Here is an 18,043-nt window from a genome sequence, read left to right as displayed (position 1 = left end):
CCTCATGCAATTCGTCGGCGCGATGGATCGCGGTCTCGAGAGGAGCTAGGAGCGCCGCAGGCATGAGCCGGTGCAAGTGCGTCGAAGCAACGTGCGCGTCGTGAATGAGGAGGCGCAGTGAGCCCATCGGCGAAAGTTCCCGGGCGTGCCTCGGCAGGCGTGGCAGGCGACGAGGCGCGGACTGCGGTAGTCCTGCCGCGTCCAACAGATCGGCGCAGTAGGAACGCGTCTTGGCCGGCGTCAGATCACAGAGTATGTCGACCGGCACCATTCCGACGCGCCGTACGGCTCGGGCCAGCCGTAAGAACCGCAGCGGCGGTGAGACGTCCAGCCATGTGGGTTTGCTGTTCCCTACTTCCGGGGCGTAGTTGCCATCCACCCCACATGTTTCGATCTATTCCAGAGTACGCCTTCACTTGAAATCGCAGCCGTCGCCCTTGGCCGCCATTGCCCTGCCCAGGAGCGGCCGATCGAGTCTAATGTGCGCCCTATGATCGAGCCTGCCGACTCCGAACGAGCCCAAGAAGACAGGACTGGCGCTCGGCCCGCCCTAGCGGGTTATGCCTATCAAGTCGACGTTTCCATCCTGGCAGCGTTGCGCATCCTCTTTGTCAGCAAGTCGGCTTCACGCATCACGCTGGAGCCGGCGGGCACAGAAGACATCGAAGTAGAACTCGCCGCCGACGACCCCGGCCACGTCCAGGCGATGACGCCTCTTGGTGCCGGCCACAGACTGGTCATGCAGGTGAAGCTTCGCAACGGAGAGCCCTGGTCGATCGACGCATTCATCCAACTGCTCAAGCATGGAAAGCGCCGCACGCCAGCCAAAGACCATTTGCGCGACCCGCACGTACGCTATCTTTTGGTCACCAATGCTGATGTCTCGGGCGTAGCACGCGATCTCCTTGTCGAAGATTTCGAGGAGCACCCAGGGCGCCGAGCTTTCCCCCACTCTCTACGCACGATCCTGCCAGAGGCGCCGGATGGGCGAGTTGCCATCTACTCAGGCTTGACCCGGAGGCTTCTTGCCTTCGAACTGGAGGATGTACTGACCACCATCCTGCGAGTTCCGAAGAACCGTCAAGACCAGTGCCTCGCCGCGCTCCGCACCGAAGCAAAGAGCCGGATGGCAGGCATCTCGCCTGGGGCCTGGGCCTTCAACGATCTTCTTGCCACGATTCGTGCTCATGGAGGATTCCTGGCGAGCGTTGCGGAGCTTGACGCCTTCGTCCCACCGTCGAACTATCCCGACATGGTTCGCCAGCTCGACAGAAAGCACGCAGTCGTGATTGCGGGATCGTCGGGTACCGGCAAGACGCTGGCAGCACAAGCGCTTTGCGATCGGGCCCGCAGGAAGAATGGCGCGCTTGATATCGTCGTGGTGGATCCGAACAGCGACCCATCCAGCATCCGCCAACTCGTACAGACCGGACCAAAGCTGTTCTACCTGGAGGACCCATGGGGTCAGAACAGCCTGCGCGTTGGCTCGGCGACATGGACCGACCAACTGCCGCACATGTTGCGTGGTGCCAATGCGGGGAACCGCTTTGTCGTTACGTCCCGAAGCGACATGCTGAGCAGCGCTCAGGCCGGCCAAGAGTTCGATCCATGGATCGTGCAACTCGAGGCAGATCGCTACCACGACGGGCGGCTTGCGGAGATATACGACAGGCGAATGGACCTTCTTCCTCCGGAGCTGCAGTCCGTAGCGCTTGGCTTCAAAAACCACGCCCTGAGCAAACTTGAGAAGCCGTTGGAGATCGACCGGTTCTTCGCCGGGCTTATTTCCGACCGGAATGCGGGTGAGAACGATGGACAGTGGCTTCATCGGCTTATCGACATGGCGCATCGAGATGCGGTTGAGGCAGTGGTTTGCCGCTTTCTGGCCCATGCAGATGAGAGCAGTCAGTCCGCCGTCATTTGGGGACTGCTGGCGGCGCGAGGTTCATTCGAGCGCACGCAGCTCTTCGCACTAGTGCGGCGACTGCGGAGCATTGAACCGTCGCTCGCTAAGGGCCTGGACAGACTGGTTGACACCTTGATCGCCGCGCGCCATCTGCGCCAGCCGGCCACCACGGTGGCCTTCGCACACCCGAGCGTCCGCGCCGCATTCGAGACACATCTGAAAGGGAAGTGGCTGGACAAAGAGCCCGCGTTCACGGCTCTGCTCAGCGCATTGACCACACTCCCGGACCCGATCCTCGAATGGGGGATGGAAACGGCTGCGAGGGCGATCGGCGAAGGTCGGCGCCTCGTCTCAAAGCTCAGCGGCGACGACATGACCCCGGAGGTTCCCGCGCATGCCCAGCGCCTAGTCGATCAATGGCTCGATGCAGCGCTTGTCGATCCAGGCGCGGATTTCTCCAAGCTACTCGAACTTGCCAGTGATGTTGGCAGCGCTGCATCCAATCCGTCCGAACTCGCCCGTTGGCTTCTGACGAGTGTCCGGCGCGGTGTGGCGTACTTCATGGATGAATGGACGGCTCCCACCTTTTCCGATGAATGGTATGAGCAGATCTCCAATGATCCGCGGTCATTTGCCATCGCCGACCGCTTCGTCCGCGAACAGCTTGCTAGCGAACGTGGATCGTACGACTCGGACTTCCCGGCCGCGCTCGACCGAATTGCCAAGGGACTCGACGATGCATATCTCGATGCCGCTCACCGGCTCGTGGGGATGGGGCACGGATCGAACTTCGAGCCAGTCCTAGTCGGAGCAACGCGCGATCTCACCGCATTCAAGTGTGTTTTCGATGAGGCACTCGATGATCTTGCTGGCGACGAGGCAAGTCGTGCGCGCAGGTGGGAAACGCGGCGATCCATCGATGATGGCGAATGCGACTACGCGGTGGAGGAGTACTACAACTCTGGCGATGATGACGAGGGCTTCGCATCTGGGACCATCATCGAACACTACGTCAAGGCGCTCCGCACTGCTGGCCAGTGGAGGACATTGGCACAGCACCATCGAAGGACTGAACCTGCGTTCTCTTTCCATTGGGCACGGGCAATCGGGAGCGCCGAGGGCACGTCGGCGCCCTGCCTCGAGGAGCTCACTGCGATGGTCGCAGCGACACGGACGAGCGGGAATGAATGCGAAGCGTGGCGCGCTTTGCGCAATCACTGGCACCAGGATTTTCGCGAGTCGCTCAAGCAAGCCATTGGCGTAGGCATTCCAGATCAGTTCGACAGCCACGCCGCAATGGATTGCGCCATGGCTGTCGATCGAACCCTGCTTTGCGAGGTATTCAACGCCTGTCCAACAGCTGCGTCGCGCGTCGCTCTCCTCGGCGAGCTTGTGGGCACGCGTAAGCGCCATATGCTGAGCCACATGGCAGGCTTGCCGTGCCTTGTCCAGGCGCTGCGTGCCCCATACCTGGAGATCGGCAAAGCGCTGCTTCGCAATGGCTCGCGACCGGCTAGACTGAGCCCCGAAGCCGTCGTGGTTCTCCAGGAGGCAGCAGAGACCCTGCCGCCTCGCGCTCTTTCCGTTGTGGTCCCTCTCCTCCTCAAGAACTCTGGGGTGCGCAGCGAGCATCTTCGGCGCTGGCTGAAAGAAACCACGGACGCTGATGTCGCCGAGGAGGCCGCGCGCGCGGCGGTTGCAATCAGAGATGAGGAGGCGATGGAGTTGGCCCTGCGGCATTGCCGTGCCAATGCCCGCGCCGTCGCCCTCGACTTCCTCGCGAACCGGGCAGACGCTCCGTTGTCTGCCGAACTTTTAGCGCTGTGCAGCGACCCCGGACACAGGGTTCGACTGGTTTTGGTGCGCGCCCTCGCGAAGAAGCCTCACCCATTGCACCTCGCTGCGCTGCTGCATCGGATGAGCGACACGTGGTCCGACGCCGACCCGTACCATAACGATCCCGATTCCTTTCCGATCGCACGAGAGGCAGCGCTGGCGCTGGCGGCGTACGCGCCGTTGAACGACGAGGTCGGCGACTTTCTACTCAATCTCGCCAGGACCACCTTAGATCGGCGACTCCGCCAGGATTGCTTGCAAATGGCGGCCCGACACGGCTCACCCACGGCGCGTCAGAAGACGCTCACAATCGTTTGCAGTCCTGATCGTGAGCCGCCCGGGATGAGGCTTGACGCCCTTGATGCGCTGGTCGCGGCGAACTCCATCGAACCTGAACTGCTGGAGCCGTTCACGCCGGACTGGATCCTGAGCCGTGGGGCTGCGCTCGCGACTTCAGCGACCGTGTTGGTTTGCGACCGTGCTCCGCTGCACACGGCTGTCGCGTTTTGCGAGCGTATGGTCCACTCCAGCGCGGATCGATCGCTCGGCGTTCTCGGAGCTTGCCGCCTCCACCACCGTGACGCCGAGGCTGCCCAGGCGATCCTGAATCTGCTCCAGGAGCAGCACCCAGCACGTCAGCTTCTTGCCGCCCGAGTTCATCGCCTGCCCCTATCGGTACTGGATGACCTTGGTGACATCAAGCGCCAACCCTGGGTCCAGCGATGGCTGAGCGATCGGATCGCCGACGACTCCCCGAATTAAACGGATAGCGGCGCGACCAATCCTGGTCGGCGGTCTTGGCGATAGTCAGTCGATCTGCCGCACTTTCTGGCTTTTGATGTCCACGCAGAACTGATCCAGCACTCCGCTAACATCCGCATGAAGCCACCTGAGAGACACGGGGAGTCTGCGTGATCTTCGAAACGGAAACCAGCGGCGGCGCGTTGCGCAAACTCGACGCGGAGCCTGGATGGCATGACCAAGTGCCCAACACGTTCGGACGGTATGACACTTCGCTCCACCTGGTTGTCTGTCCATCCTTCCAGACAGCGCGGGCCACAATCGCATCCGCATCCGCATCCGCATCCGCATCCGCATCCGCATCCGCCGGAGCGGGCATGCGGGTCAACTCCAACTTCAGCGACATCCTGGCCCTAGGAGCCTGACGCCTTCCGCGCCCCAAGACGAATAGGCCAATGGGGCCTACGCGTCAGACCTTGAGCTCCTCTGGCGTCTTTCCACTGGCCAGTGCTTCTGTGAACCACCTCGGCTTTGGACCAAAGCCAGACCAGGCATTGCCTGCGTCGTCCTTGAACTTGATGCCGCCAGCGCCAGCCCGCGGCTTCTTGGCAGGCGCCTTCGAGGAAGAAACCTCTGCACCTTCTGCCGGCGCCTGTCCTGAAGGTGCGACACCGGCGGACTTCACACGACGGGGCGATGGCCGCGCACCACCGAACCCCAACTCGCCCGCCGTGATGCTGTAGTAAGAAATTGCTTCCTTGATGCGATCAATGACGCCTGCTTTCTCGTGGGCCACGATCGTCGCCGCGCGTTCTTTCAGCTTGGCGATCTCAACATCAATCTCTTTCAGCGTCTGAGTGGGCTCAACCATCAACGACTTTGCAGCGGTACGGCGGTTCTTCATAGAAGTTATGCGGTAACAAATGGGCTTTCAGTCTAATGGAGACGGACGACCGTCGAACAGTCCATTGAGAGCGCTAGGAAAAAGGGCGCATCCAACGATCACGCACGCAGCACCAATTGATCCCGGCGCAGCGAGACTGGGCGACATCAATTCCCCGGCGCACCAGATCTACGAACAGTCGGGAGTGGCATCAAACTTCGCTCTTCTTCAGGGCAATGGCATGCCCGAAGATCTCACCGACGGCCTCCATCCATTGGGCGGCGCCCAGCATGCGAACCGCGAACAGGTACAGACCGACAAAGGCCATGCCGATCCATTCATAGGCCCCGAAACCCGAACCGCCCTCTGAGAATTTAAGGAAAGACAGGAAGGCGCTGACGCCGAGAGGAATCAATCCGACCTTGTCCAGCGCTCCGACGATCAGAGCGATGCGCTCGCGCAACTGACACGCGCTTCGTTCAAACATCGCCCGGGCGTAAACGAGCTCTTGCTCAACCCCAACCGCTGCCAACTCGCGGATCAAGCGCAGGCTGGCATCCAACTCATCCGCTAGAGGTAGCGAGACCTCCTTTTCTGGGTTTCTCATCTTGACGAGCTCGTGTGCGAGCACGGTGATCTGATAGAGAACCACCAGCAGAGACGCAGCGTAAAAGAGCCTGGTGGCGACGTGTGCCAGCACTCCCCACTCCAACACCGCAAGGACCGCGAACAGGCAACCGGATACCACGCATACCGTAGTCATCCAGAAAACCCATTTCTGTGCCCGTGTTTGGTTGAACTCGAATCGGGCGTCACGGGTTGTGCGCTCGATCACCAAGTTGACAACGCCTTTGCTTGTCTCTGTGGGGATACCAGTCATAGATCAGGTGGGTACCAGGCGAAGAACCTACGGTCGCGTAGGCACAGTAGTCGGCGAGGGTACCCCATGCCCAGCACCGATCTTGATCGCACTACGCCCGTCAATGCGCTCCTGAAGAAGCGCGCACATCTCTTGCGTCGAAGGGCTGTAGATCCCGTGGCGCACAACGAACATCAAGCGTTCCTGTGGCGAACTGGAGTGCAATACGCTGGCTGGAACGGCGCGCAACCGGCCTTGTACCTCCAGCAGTTGGGTGGAGATGTCCCAGGTCTGGCGCGGAGCTAGTACGAAGGACTTCCTGGCTGCGATTGGCGCGGACGACCGGTCAGCGCATCGCGCCCGGGAAACAGTCTCAGGGAGCAGCTCCAGGCCCAGGCTGCGAAGCGCCACCGCAGGACGGTGGCGGCGCATTGCAGATCCCGTATGCTTTTCGGTTGGCTCATGGGCCCTCGCCCGCCGTTCCGAGCGATTTGGAACGTCAACAAGAAGACATCGGGAGGTTTCAACTGTGCGAATCAACTACCTCAGCGCCCGGGGAGTCTTGGAGGTGGAGCACGCCACGCTGCGCGAACTCGAGACCAAGCTGCCGGATACCTGGGGCGCCTACGCAGCTTTTCGGCTGCTCACCCGCGGCTCCAAACTGCCGCTGGATATCGACCTGTTGCTTCTGACCACAAACCGGATCCTGGTGGTCGAGTTGAAGAACTGGTCTGGCGACATCGAGTACTCCTCTGGCCAGTGGTTCCACCGCGGCTACGCGACGCCCTCACCGGTCGAGGTGACGGACAACAAGGTTCGGGCGCTGAAGAGCTTCATCCGCGAGAAGTACCCCACGATGAAGATTCCCTTCATCGAAACGCTTGTTGTCCTGTGCCATCCCAAATGCCGCCTGGTCAGATTTCCTGACGAGCAACGCCGCTTTGTCTCCACGCTCAACGAGTTCGTGCATGTCGCGACCGACGTCGGCCGCTACAAGAAGCGTTTCCCCGACACGCCGCCCAACTTCCTCTATCGGTCGGCGGACCCCCTGCAAAACAGGCAGCAGTACAACGCCATCTTCTCGTCCAACAACCCTGCAGTGCTCCGGCGCCGCACCGTGCTGTACGGTTTCGAGCAGATCGACGACCACGCGGACTACGTCCACCCGCGCAAGATCTGGTCGGAGTTTCTCGCCGAGCACCAGGAGAGCAGAAGCTCCAAAGCGCTGCTACGCAAGTGGAACTTCGAGGTGCTTGCTGCGGGCGGCACCTCCACGGTCGAGCGCCAAACAATCGGGCTGCGAGAGCTGCGGCTGAACGAGCAGCTCCGTGTTCAGGCATCGGATCTGCACGAAGACCTGCTCGAACCCATCGGCTCTGCGACCGCGGACGACATCACCACGAACTTCGTCGAAGCATACCGCCTACCCGCTGGCATTGAGCGACTCGGCGAGCATCTGGCACGCAACGCCGACATGGACGAGCTGGACAGGCGCGCCCTTGCCAAAAGCATCCTGGCGCGCTTTTCCAAGCTGCACGCACTCGGGATCGCCCACCGGGACATCACCAGGCGCACGCTCTGGGTGCTGGAGCCCTCCCGCGTCATCCTGTCAACGTTTGCAGCAGCCCGCGTGCCCCAAGCCCACACCGTGGGGGTTCACCGGATCGAGCTTGAAACGGGTTCCATCGACCTACCCGAAGATGGAGGCGGTCGCCAGGAGGCGCGCACCACCGACGCCTTCGCACGCGATGCATTCCTACTTGGGGTGTTGGTCTACGAGTTGATGGAAGGCCGCGAACTTGAGCGACGCAACCAAGTGCCTGTCTACGACGGTACCGCAACGCTCAACGTCCCCGCTCTCGCGCCATGGTACGCACAAGCCATGAGCCTTGACCCAGCTGCACGCTACCGCAGCGCATCCGACGCGCTGGACGCACTCAACGCCTGCCTGGCTGTGGAGTTCGGCCCCGACATCTGCGAGGCAGATTTCGACGGGTACGACACCACAGCCAGCCCCATGACCCTCCAGTGCAAACGCATGATCTCGCCGGCGTCAACGAAGACGGTCTACGAGTCGGAACGGGATGGAGTGCGTGTCCTGGTCAAGTGCTGGCCCCAGCTCAAGTACGACCAGAAGTACCCGGCACGCAACCTGCGCCTCCTGGCGTTCCTTCAACAGGCGCGATCACTGCGCCAATCCGGCTTCGACGCATCACCTGAGGTCCTGGACTTTGGCCTGAGTCCATTCGGTCTGATGCTGGTCACGCGATGGATCGAAGGCTCCACGCTTGCCGAGTGGTTGGAAGCCAACAGCGACGGACGGTTGCGGGCGATGCTGGCGCTGGCGCTTCTGAACGCGGTTCGGCGGCTCCATGTCCTCGGACTTTCCCATGGCGATGTCAAAGCAGACAACATCGTCGTCCCGCAAACGGCCGATGGCGAGGCGCCTGGCGTCGTACTGGTGGACATTCCCGATCTGAGCGCCGACGGCGACGAAGGCATCACCATCGGCGCGGTGCCACCAGCACTGGAAGGGGCGTCGCCCTTGCACCGCGATGCGTTCGCCGTGTGCGCCTTGGTCCTTGACCTCATCCCTGAGGAGTTTTCCAGCACCCGCAGCGACATCGCACGCGCACTCGACTTGGTGGACACTCCACCTCCCTTGGACCTGTTGGCGGAAACGCTGCAGGACGAGCTTCACCCCAAGTCCCGCGCGCCTGCGTCCTTCAAGGCCACGCTCAAGCGGCGCGGCCGAGGTGGCCCCCCATCGCTGGATCTGATCTCCAACCACGGCGAGTTCTCCGTGCGCGCGACACTGCATGCAGAGACTGGTCATGTGCGCTTCTACGTCGTCGGCACAAAGCAGGAGCTGTACATCATGTACGACCCAGCTCAAGAGGCTGTGCTCGACGCCGCCGTCAAGGAGATCGATCACATCGATTTCGTCAGTGCATTTCGCCGCAAGAACTTCACGTTGAACGCTGAGATCCAGGTTGCGTTCGGCGAGGAGCACAACGCCGACACCCTGGCAGGCCTGCTGTTCCAGTTGTACCGCGCGCGTGTCCCTGACGATTTGGAGGCGGGCGGATCAACCGACGGGCGTGCCAGAGACCCCTACGCACGGCAAGCCGACGCGGCACTGCTGCACGCGATGACAGCCCGAGCCTTCTGGACAGCATTGGCCGACACCGATGAGATGAACGTCACCACGATTACCGTGCGGACCGGCGTCAAGCAAGTGCCCCCAGGAAGTGGCGAGTGGCTCATCCCCTACGACTGTGAAGGTGGTGTTCTCGACTTCACGGAGGGTGAGACCATCGAGTTGTTGGAACGGCGCCTCGACGTGAGCGACGGCAACGAACGCTGGTTCACCATCGGCAGGGTATCGCCAGACCTGGGACGAGACCTGATGAAGGTGCGCTCCAAAAGCATGCTGTTCGCCCCGAAGCCGGGCGACACCCTCCATGTACGTGGCACGTTCGAGAAGGTCGGTTCGGAGCGACGCGTCGCGGCCATGAAGCGCGTTCTGGCTGGCGGAGGTCTCATTCCATCCCTGGTCGACTTCTTCGACCCCGAGGTGGAGCGAGCACCGCAACCAGACGCTTCGATCGTGCTGGAGGACCTTGGAGAGTACGAGCTCAACGCGTCTCAGGAGGAGGCCCTGCGGACAGCCTTGTCGTTTGGGCCCATCTCACTCCTCCAGGGCCCTCCAGGCACGGGCAAAACCAAGTTCATCGCGTCTTTCGTCCATCTGCTGCTCTCGCGCGGTCTGGCCGGCAACATCCTGCTCGTCAGCCAATCGCACGAAGCGGTGAACAACGCGATGCTCAAGGTGTCCAATTCGTTGCGGGCCTCGCGCATGGAGGTACCCATGGTCCGCGTCGGGTTGCCGTCGATGGTGTCTCCGGGACTTCGCAGCATCCAGGAGGACGCACTGCGCCAACGCTACCGGGAGAGCTTCGATGCGGAGGTCAAAGAAAGGGTACGCGCCGTCGGCGTCGCCATGGGTCTCCCTCCCGAGTATGTTCGAACCGCTACAGATCTTCACATCACGTTGGGGCCCCTGATGCAAGGCATCGAGCGCCTGACCCTTGCCGTGGAAGAAGGCGAAGGTGGGGATACGTCGGCGGCCGAGCATCTTAAGCGCCTCGGGGAGGTGTTCGCCGAGGTGGCCGCGCGTCAGTTCGGCATTGAAGCGCCGCCAAGCGCCAACGATGTTGGCCACCTCAAGGCTTTGCTGGAGGCCAAGTTGGACGAGTTGGCCACGCAGAACGGTTCGCCGAGTCCTTCGAAGCGCGCCCGCCTCGAACAGATTGCGCGCTTGTCAACCGAATTCGCCCAAGTGCTGCGCAACCCTCGTTCCAACTACACCTCCTTTCTCGCTCGCTCCTCCAAGATCGTGGCGGGCACCTGCGTCGGCGTCGGCAAGCAAGCGCTCGGCATCACGGAAGTACCTTACGATTGGGTCATCGTGGACGAAGCGGCGCGCGCCTCCCCAATGGAGCTCGTGGTCGCAATGCAGGCGGGGAAGCGCGTCCTGTTGGTCGGTGACCACCTGCAACTGCCACCCTCCTACCCTCGGGCTGTCGAGGAGCAGGCCTCGGCGTTGCTGGGCGTCTCGCGCAAGGACTTCCGCCGCATCAACAACTTTCAAAGAGCCTTCTCTTCAAAGTACGGCAAGTCCGTCGGCCGGACTCTGCGGGTCCAGTACCGGATGGCAGAACACATCAACCGGCTGGTCTCGCATTGCTTCTACGCCGACGCGCTCGAAGTCGGTCGCAAGCCTCCAGGTGACGAGTACGCGATGCTGCCCGACTTCCTCGCTTCGCAGGTGGTCTGGATCGACACCCAGGACCAAGCTCGGCTCGGCTTCCACCGTGCAGCGGGCACCCATGAAGGCGCGTTGGTCAACGAGGCCGAGGCAGCTGCGGTGGTCGATGTCGTCCGCGCCATCCTTACTTCGACGGACTTCATTCAGGAAGTCATGGAGGAGCGGCGCGACGACGAGCCGATCATCGGCATCATCGCCATGTATGCCGCGCAGCGGGACCTCATCCGCCGCAAGCTCGAGCAAGCCGATTGGGCCTCCAAACTGCGCGACCAATTCACGGTCGGCACAGTGGACAGCTACCAAGGCAAGGAGAACCGGATCATCGTCCTGTCTGTCGTACGCAATGACACGAACGAGAACATCGGCTTCCTGGCCGATCCCGAGCGGATCAACGTGGCGATGTCCCGCGCAAAAGACCGCCTCGTGATCGTCAGCTCATCGTCCATGTGGAGAACAAGGACCTCGACGCCGATGAAGCGCGTGCTCGACGAGGTCGAGCGTCTCGCGGACCAGGGCAACGCACAGTTCGTGCCCTCCAAGGACCTGAAGCGGAGCATCGTCCATGCGTGAGCGTTTCAACACCGTCGCCGTCGCGATCCCAGCGCAGCTGTTCAACGTCCGCTGCCATGTCTCTATCGACCGCCAGGTTCCGGCCATGACGGATTTCGCCGTCCGGTTGCTGCACCTGAGCGGCCCCTTGGATGTCAGCGCACTGAGGGAGTACTTCGGCTTGTCGGCCAGCGAGCTCCGCGACCTGTTGGAAGTGCTGCGCGAAGAAGGTCTTGTGGGCGAGGCGAACGGACGCGTTTCCTTGACGTCTTATGCCGAGTCCCGCTTCGCCACGTCATCCGACGGGCTGCCCCGCTTCACAAGAATCGCGGAGCGGCAGAGCCGGCCTATCTTCGAGCTACTGAGCTACACGCCACTCCCCAAGGCCCTGTCAAACAACTATTGGGACAACGCCCTGGAGTTGAAGTGGGGGGCAGACGATCCGCAGGCGGGTAGAACGCTCGAGCGCGCAGAAGCGGCATTCCACAAGCACTTCATCGACATCGAGCGCTTCGAACTGGAGGATGTGCGGCGACGCGCATATGCCTGCTACAAGGTCGACGAGATCCGTGCAGGGCGACCGTTCAGCGTACCGTTGCCTGTGCACTTTGAAGTCGACCTTGATGGCAACGTCGAGTTCGAGATCGACGCCCAGCTCGACCTTCTTCCGGAATCTCTGCGCTCGCAAGTGCGCACCCTGACGGCAGACCGCATCGCGGCCCTCAGCACGCGCCCCGACAACCTGAGCGCGTTTGTGGATCGGTTCGACGATGAGCTGCTCGCCCGCTATCTGCCCACGCCCGGCCCAGGCGAGGCACGCAGCGCGGTCATACGGCCAGACGGACGGATCGGGCTGCGCAAGACGCCTGTCCTGGATTTCGGGCGGTACGTGCACGAGGTGCATGGCCAAGCCAACGGCGAGGTGTACGACGGCGGCGGAAGCCAGGCTCTTCTTGGCGCCCTCTACATGCCCAAGTGCCAGTCACGGCTGCTGGACGGACTGCGCAAAGCTCTCCCACAGCTCAAGAAGAGTACGAAGGCGGCCCTGCCCCCAGCGGTCTTCTGGGTGATTCCCGACTCCGACCTGTGGGGCCGCACGAGTTTGGTGCGTGATCTGCTCCATGGCGTGCGCGTGGCCCTCCAAGATGCACGCGCCGAGCCGCCTGAGATCATCGTCGTTGCGCCATGCCGACAGGACGAGAACCGTGACCGCCTCGTCAAACGCGCACGTCACCTGCTCGAGGCCGGATTCAGCCGCGTCATCCTGAGCCCCTGCCTGCCAAAGCACGAGTGCTTTGAGGTGCTCCTAATCCCAGGGGTTTTCGGTGCTGCGACATACCAATGGACCGTTCCCAGCGCGAACCGGTACAACGTACCTCTGGGTTTCCTTACGCAGTCCAGCATCAAACTCCAGAGAATGGCCGCCTTTTCTCAAGCTGCTATTGCTGCATCCCTCTACACGGCGGACCGCGGCAGCGGGACGACACCTGACGAACGCAAGTTCAGATTCGAGGAGGCGGCAGCAGCCGAGTTTGCATTTCTGGACCACTATGCCACCTCCCTCGCACCTTTGACCGGCGGTAGAGAATAGAGCGACGAAACCCGATCACCGTCTAAACACCACACCAATTATCGCAACTTCGGCACGACATGGCTCACGCCCCTCCGATCCTCGACTCTCAACTCGCCAAAGCTTGGCTAGTAGTCCAGTTTGAACGTCGCGATAAGTGCTTGGCGAATGACCGACTCGCACTTTTTCGTCTAGTTTCAAGAGACGAGCTCGCGGTCGGTCTTCAGTACGGCTTGGCGGCATTCGCCCATCAAATAGAGCCGATCCATGGAGCACAGGTCCACCAATCGCTTTACGCCGTCGTTTGGCCAGTCTGAAGGTCTCTCCGCGGCGCTCAAGCAAGGCTGCTTGCCCCCATAGCAGCAAGCAGCCTCTTTGACCGGGCAGGAAGGAGCAAGCCACGCCAGATCGGCATGCAGCACTGCGATGCAGGCCGCTCAGGACTCCGGTGGCGCGAGCTCCACCTTCAGCAGGCTGGCCTCGGCCAGAGCCTCTCGTTCGTTCACGGAGGCAAGCCTAGAATAACGACGGCGTGCCGCAGCCGCTGTGCGCATGCTCCTCCAACTACTCGGATCGACACTCAAATGGCAACTGCGAAAAAGGCCCCCAAAGCCGCCCCGGCTGCGAAGCCGGCATCCCCCGCGGCGAAGGCCGCGGCCCCCACCATCAAGCCCATCAAGGAAGCACTCAACAAGACGACGCTGACCGCGTTGTTGGCTGAGCAGTCCGGCGTTGAGCCCAAGGCGGTGAAGGCCGTTCTGGCAGCGCTCGAGTCGGCCGTTCTGGGCTCGGTGCACAAGAAGGGCATCGGCGAGTTCACGCTGCCCGGCCTGCTCAAGATCGGCCTTCTGAAGGTTCCGGCCAAGCCCAAGCGCAAGGGCATCGATCCCTTCACGAAGCAGGAACGTGAGTTCGCGGCCAAGCCCGCAACGGTGAAGATCAAGGTCCGCTCCCTCAAGAAGCTGAAGGACGCTGCGCTGTAAGCGTCGCGCGGGACGGGATCTCCGTCCGCGCAGCATGATGAAAAGCCACCAGCGGCGCCCCAAGCGCTGCAAGTGGCTTTTTCTTTTCCGTGCGCACATCGGTGTCCGCAGCGAACCTGCCCGCAGAAGCTCGTCACGATAAGGGTCGGGCATCGTCAGTTGTCGAGCGGCGGATCGAAGAGACCGCTTGTCAGCGTCGGATGCAGCTCACCCAGTTGCTCCGGGTCGTCGCTCGGCGACACGCGCATCCCTGGGGCGTCAACGGCACTTGCGCTCGGGGCGGGTTCGGGCGCCCGGGTGCCTCGGTCCATGGCCAGGCCGTCATGCGCGAGAGTGCGTAGGCGTGCCAGCCTCCTGCGCCCCTTGGACAACGACGCCAGTGCATCGAACAAGAGCGGATCGTCGCTGCGCCTGAAATCCAGCGTGACCCGCAGTCGTGGGTTGGCGTCGACCTGGACGGCATCAACCTCAGGACTCTTCGCTCGAGGCATCGGCCTGCTCCGCACTCAGAAGGTTCGCGCCAGCGATCTGAAACCCCTTGACGTTGGCGAACATCGGATCCTTGATGACGTGGATCTTGTGCTTCGGGAACGCCGCCTTGACCGCGTCCTTGAACATGAAGGCCCCTCCCCCGACAAGGATCACGTTCTGGATGCTGTAGTCCTCCGCGATCCATTCCATCATCGAGGAGACGGCCCCACGGGCCACTGCATGGGCCGTCGGAAGGATCGGCGTCAGGTCGTAGGGCTTCTGGTAGATCAGCAAAGGCTTGCCGGTGCGCAGCGCCGTGTCGATTGCCGGCAGGTCGCTGTAGGGGCGACCGATGTCGCTGCTGATCTCCTGCGCGATGGTCTTGAGCACGTCGGACATCCCACGGTTGACCGAGCTGCTGACCTTGGAGACCAACCGCATGCCGCGCGACAGGAGCCAGTCGAAGGTGCGCGAGCCCGGATCGATGATCAGGCTTTGCTCCTGCGCGATGGTCTTCTGCTTGCCGTAGGCCGCCGTGAAGTGCACCAGAGCGCCCTGGGGCTGCGCCACCGCCACGGCCTTCCTGACTTCCACTGTTTTTCCTGCGCCCACGTCGTGCACGCCGGTCATGAGGCGCTCCAACTGCGCCTTGCGCGCCTGAAACGATGCCACCGGCAGTCCGACAACGAGCAGGTCGATCGTGCTCAGCCTCATGTAGCTCAGGGCACCGCGCGCCAGCGCGAGGTACTCCGGCGTCTCGATGTACCGGTCGTGCAGTTGCGTCCCGCGGAAGGTGTCGGCAGCCAGGTGCACGTCCGGACCCACCTCGTAGAAGAGTTTGTCGATGGGAATACTGACGGTCCTTCGACGCTGTCCGTCGGTGCGCTGCGCCGAGTCTTTCGCGCTGACGTAAGCCAACGAAGGGAAGGACCCGCACTTGACCTCCTGTGGTGTGTGGCCGACGACGAACTTGGTGTTGCCGAACCCGACATCGATGGCTCTGACGATCTTGCTCATTGGCTTGCTCTCCCCGTGCGGACAACGATGGAGCGAGCGTGAACGAGGGTGGCGCTTCTCACCAACGAGAAACGGCATTCAACGACGACCGTTTCGCGTTCACAGGGCCATGCACGCCATCTCGGCGCGGTAGACAGGCACGGTCCCGCAACTTCAACGTGCGTTGAAGGACACTTCAAGTCGGAACACGAAGTCTCCGGAACGGCCGATCCCAACTTGAAGAACACTTCAAGTTCCTCAGGATCACCAACCGGTCTCACGCCGCCCCGCATGCAACCGATCCAGATCTGACCTGCAACCAGAGGCCATTCCCCTCGGTGTCAACCCTCTCTCACAGCGTACCCCAGGAAGCCCACCTGAGACATGGAGACACCACAAACCCAGGCATCACCGCCACTCCGAATTCCGGCAACCTACTTGACGCCCGCTTTTGGCCGTAGTCCACTGGATGCTCCCGAAGGCCTCCTGGCCTTGGCTCCCATCGGTGGAGCCCAATCAGGCGTCGCGGTCGATACCCGCCCTTCGAGTCCCGGCCTTGAGCCCGGATGAGCGCTGCCCTTGAGCAGCCCTCTGGAGGTCAGTTCGTAGTGAATGCCCGCGACATGCCGGCCCTTGTGGTTGGGGTGAGCCTTGAGCTCACGTCGCAGAGCGTGAAGAGCCACGCGCACGGCACCAGATGCCGATGCCAGAGTTCCCGCCACCTTTCGAGCAAGCGCTTTGCGCGGCACGCGGTCGTGTTTGTCCATATGGGCTCCACGCGTGTCACCGCTCGGACATCTGACGCTTCCTGGCCACGGTCAGGGAAGCTACCCCGCAGATGGGTGGCGCTACGACAGCAGCACTGATCCCGCAGATGTGCCCCGGCATGACCGAGGCGCAGCGCACAGACCACAAGGTCGAGGCGCACCAACCCTGTCCGGCGCGGAAACGCGCCAACAGGACGGATCAAAACGTTTTCATTTTTAAGAACGACCGAGCCACTGCCCTGCTCCACGCAGCGCAAGGGTTGAACCATGGGGATGCGCGGTGCGGCGTGGTCACGCACCAAGCGCGGTTGGATTGGCCACAGCCGGTGCCGGTACCTGGAGTCCGCCTGCACCGAGAGAACTGGGACTTCTGACGCAGCAAGGGCAGGTGCGCGGGACACCGGCCAACAGACACGGAGAAACACATGCCGAATCTCGCATCCCTTCAACATGGACAGACCGCCCGTCAGCCGGCCTACCGCTCATCGACGGCAAGCGGCCCAATGAAGCGCCGCACCGACTGGGCCGGCCTGAGCGCGGTGGACATCATGAGGCGCCATCCGCCTGGCTCGCTGCCGCCTGAGAAGGCGCTGGAGATGCTCATCACCTTGTTCAACGAGCAGCACACGGCCAAGCACAAGAGCGTTTCTCACAAGACCCGGCACGACCGGGCGGTGTTCCTTCGCCGCTTCCTGCGTGAGTTGCGCACGAAGGCCGGCTTTGCCACCCTGCCCGACCCGCGAAACCTGGGAGGACGGCACATTCAGGCGACCGTCGACCTGTGGCGCAAGGATCAGATGGCTGCGGCCACCATTCAGACCTACCTGAGCTTCCTGCGTGGACTGGCACTGTGGATCGGCAAGCCGGGTCTGGTCCTGCAGCCGGCCGCGTATGGCCTGTCGCCTTCGCAGTACCAGCGACATGAGGTGGCGCAGCGCGACCGAAGCTGGACCGGCGCCGGCATCGACATCGACCCGCTGATTGAAGAAGTCTGCGCACGCGACCGCCACGTGGGCGCGGCGCTGCGGCTGATCCGAGCGTTCGGGCTACGCCGCAAGGAAGCGGTCATGATGCGCCCCCACGCCTGTGTGGTGCCGTTCGAAGCCACGGGAATGCCAATGGATCGCAAGAAGGCCGACAGCTACCTTTGGGTGCGCCAGGGAAGCAAAGGAGGCAGGCCGCGCTTCGTGGCAATCTGCACGCAGATCCAGCATGACGCGTTGGCCTACGCGAGGCAGGTCGCTGGCAGTGCGGATGCGCACGTGAGTGACCCCAACCGCGAACTCAAGCAGAACCTGAACCACTTCAGCTATGTCATGCGCTTCTTTGGCTTGTCCCTTGCCGAGCGTGGGGCGACGGGACACGGTCTGCGGCACGAGGTGCTCGTCGAGGTGTGGCGCAGCCAAACGGGTACGGAGCCTCCCGTGCGCCATGGGCGGCAACCGCCAGCAGAGCTGGCCAACGCCGCTCGCCAGGAGATCGCTGAGACGGCAGGTCACGCTCGCAAGCGCGCTGCCGGCGCGTACATCGGCTCGGCCCGGGCGGCTCGACAGGCCGACGCCATGGGCGGTGATCACGCCGTTGCAGACGCGCTCGAACACCAAGTAAAGAATCTGGGAACCGATGCCTAGGCGCTGGCGATCCGGCCGAA

General features: G+C 62.5%; 9 protein-coding genes. 5 read left to right on the top strand and 4 right to left on the bottom strand.

Features of this window, described 5'->3' with window-relative positions:
* Positions 1 to 490 precede the first annotated feature (490 nt).
* Positions 491 to 4,504, top strand: coding sequence for an nSTAND3 domain-containing NTPase (locus tag DES41_RS33460; protein WP_147283031.1), 4,014 nt, complete (start codon positions 491 to 493; stop codon positions 4,502 to 4,504).
* A 448-nt stretch (positions 4,505 to 4,952) separates the two neighbouring features.
* On the opposite strand, the gene DES41_RS33455 is transcribed toward DES41_RS33460, so the two are convergent.
* Together DES41_RS33455 and DES41_RS33450 are read right to left on the bottom strand one after the other, a co-directional pair.
* Positions 4,953 to 5,387: an H-NS histone family protein gene (locus DES41_RS33455; protein WP_245965995.1), complete on the bottom strand. Its 435-nt coding sequence runs from the start codon at positions 5,385 to 5,387 to the stop codon at positions 4,953 to 4,955.
* A 190-nt stretch (positions 5,388 to 5,577) separates the two neighbouring features.
* Positions 5,578 to 6,246 carry a hypothetical protein gene (locus DES41_RS33450; RefSeq protein ID WP_147283030.1) on the bottom strand — a complete coding sequence of 223 codons (669 nt, stop codon included), beginning with the start codon at positions 6,244 to 6,246 and terminating at the stop codon, positions 5,578 to 5,580.
* A gap of 508 nt (positions 6,247 to 6,754) precedes the next feature.
* Between DES41_RS33450 and DES41_RS33445 the strand changes: the two genes are divergently transcribed.
* The 3 genes from DES41_RS33445 (at position 6,755) to DES41_RS33435 (ending at position 14,158) form a co-directional block, all read left to right on the top strand.
* A complete protein-coding gene (locus tag DES41_RS33445; protein WP_114471954.1) occupies positions 6,755 to 11,626 on the top strand; it encodes an AAA domain-containing protein in 4,872 nt (1,623 codons plus the stop codon).
* Positions 11,619 to 13,196, top strand: coding sequence for a hypothetical protein (locus tag DES41_RS33440; protein WP_114471953.1), 1,578 nt, complete (start codon positions 11,619 to 11,621; stop codon positions 13,194 to 13,196). Before DES41_RS33445 ends, DES41_RS33440 begins: the two co-directional genes overlap by 8 nt.
* Before the next feature lie 563 nt (positions 13,197 to 13,759).
* Positions 13,760 to 14,158 (top strand): HU family DNA-binding protein, encoded by a 399-nt coding sequence (locus DES41_RS33435; protein ID WP_114471952.1) that lies wholly within the window; start codon positions 13,760 to 13,762, stop codon positions 14,156 to 14,158.
* A 155-nt stretch (positions 14,159 to 14,313) separates the two neighbouring features.
* Here the strand turns inward: DES41_RS33435 and DES41_RS38150 are convergent, their stop codons facing one another.
* Positions 14,314 to 14,649: a hypothetical protein gene (locus DES41_RS38150; protein WP_147283029.1), complete on the bottom strand. Its 336-nt coding sequence runs from the start codon at positions 14,647 to 14,649 to the stop codon at positions 14,314 to 14,316.
* On the bottom strand, positions 14,627 to 15,646 hold the full coding sequence (locus tag DES41_RS33430; protein ID WP_114471951.1) for a PRTRC system protein D: 1,020 nt from the start codon (positions 15,644 to 15,646) through the stop codon (positions 14,627 to 14,629). The genes DES41_RS38150 and DES41_RS33430 overlap by 23 nt, the downstream gene beginning before the upstream one ends.
* A gap of 1,171 nt (positions 15,647 to 16,817) precedes the next feature.
* On the opposite strand from DES41_RS33430, the gene DES41_RS33425 reads away from it, so the two are divergent.
* Positions 16,818 to 18,023: an integrase domain-containing protein gene (locus DES41_RS33425; RefSeq protein ID WP_114471950.1), complete on the top strand. Its 1,206-nt coding sequence runs from the start codon at positions 16,818 to 16,820 to the stop codon at positions 18,021 to 18,023.
* Positions 18,024 to 18,043: the final 20 nt, after the last annotated feature.

Origin of the sequence: Pseudorhodoferax soli, from assembly GCF_003337555.1 — a bacterium.
Classification (GTDB): Bacteria; Pseudomonadota; Gammaproteobacteria; order Burkholderiales; family Burkholderiaceae_C; genus Pseudorhodoferax; species Pseudorhodoferax soli.
The sequence above is the reverse complement of the archived record's forward strand: the minus strand, read 5'-3'. Positions and strand labels throughout refer to the sequence as shown.

Excerpts from the sequence above, each read along its gene's own strand:
- DES41_RS33460 (WP_147283031.1), top strand. The coding sequence starts at position 491 with ATGATCGAGCCTGCCGACTCCGAACGAGCCCAAGAAGACAGGACTGGC.
- DES41_RS33455 (WP_245965995.1), bottom strand. The coding sequence starts at position 5,387 with ATGAAGAACCGCCGTACCGCTGCAAAGTCGTTGATGGTTGAGCCCACT.
- DES41_RS33450 (WP_147283030.1), bottom strand. The coding sequence starts at position 6,246 with ATGACTGGTATCCCCACAGAGACAAGCAAAGGCGTTGTCAACTTGGTG.
- DES41_RS33440 (WP_114471953.1), top strand. The coding sequence starts at position 11,619 with ATGCGTGAGCGTTTCAACACCGTCGCCGTCGCGATCCCAGCGCAGCTG.
- DES41_RS33435 (WP_114471952.1), top strand. The coding sequence starts at position 13,760 with ATGGCAACTGCGAAAAAGGCCCCCAAAGCCGCCCCGGCTGCGAAGCCG.
- DES41_RS38150 (WP_147283029.1), bottom strand. The coding sequence starts at position 14,649 with ATGCCTCGAGCGAAGAGTCCTGAGGTTGATGCCGTCCAGGTCGACGCC.
- DES41_RS33430 (WP_114471951.1), bottom strand. The coding sequence starts at position 15,646 with ATGAGCAAGATCGTCAGAGCCATCGATGTCGGGTTCGGCAACACCAAG.
- DES41_RS33425 (WP_114471950.1), top strand. The coding sequence starts at position 16,818 with ATGCCGAATCTCGCATCCCTTCAACATGGACAGACCGCCCGTCAGCCG.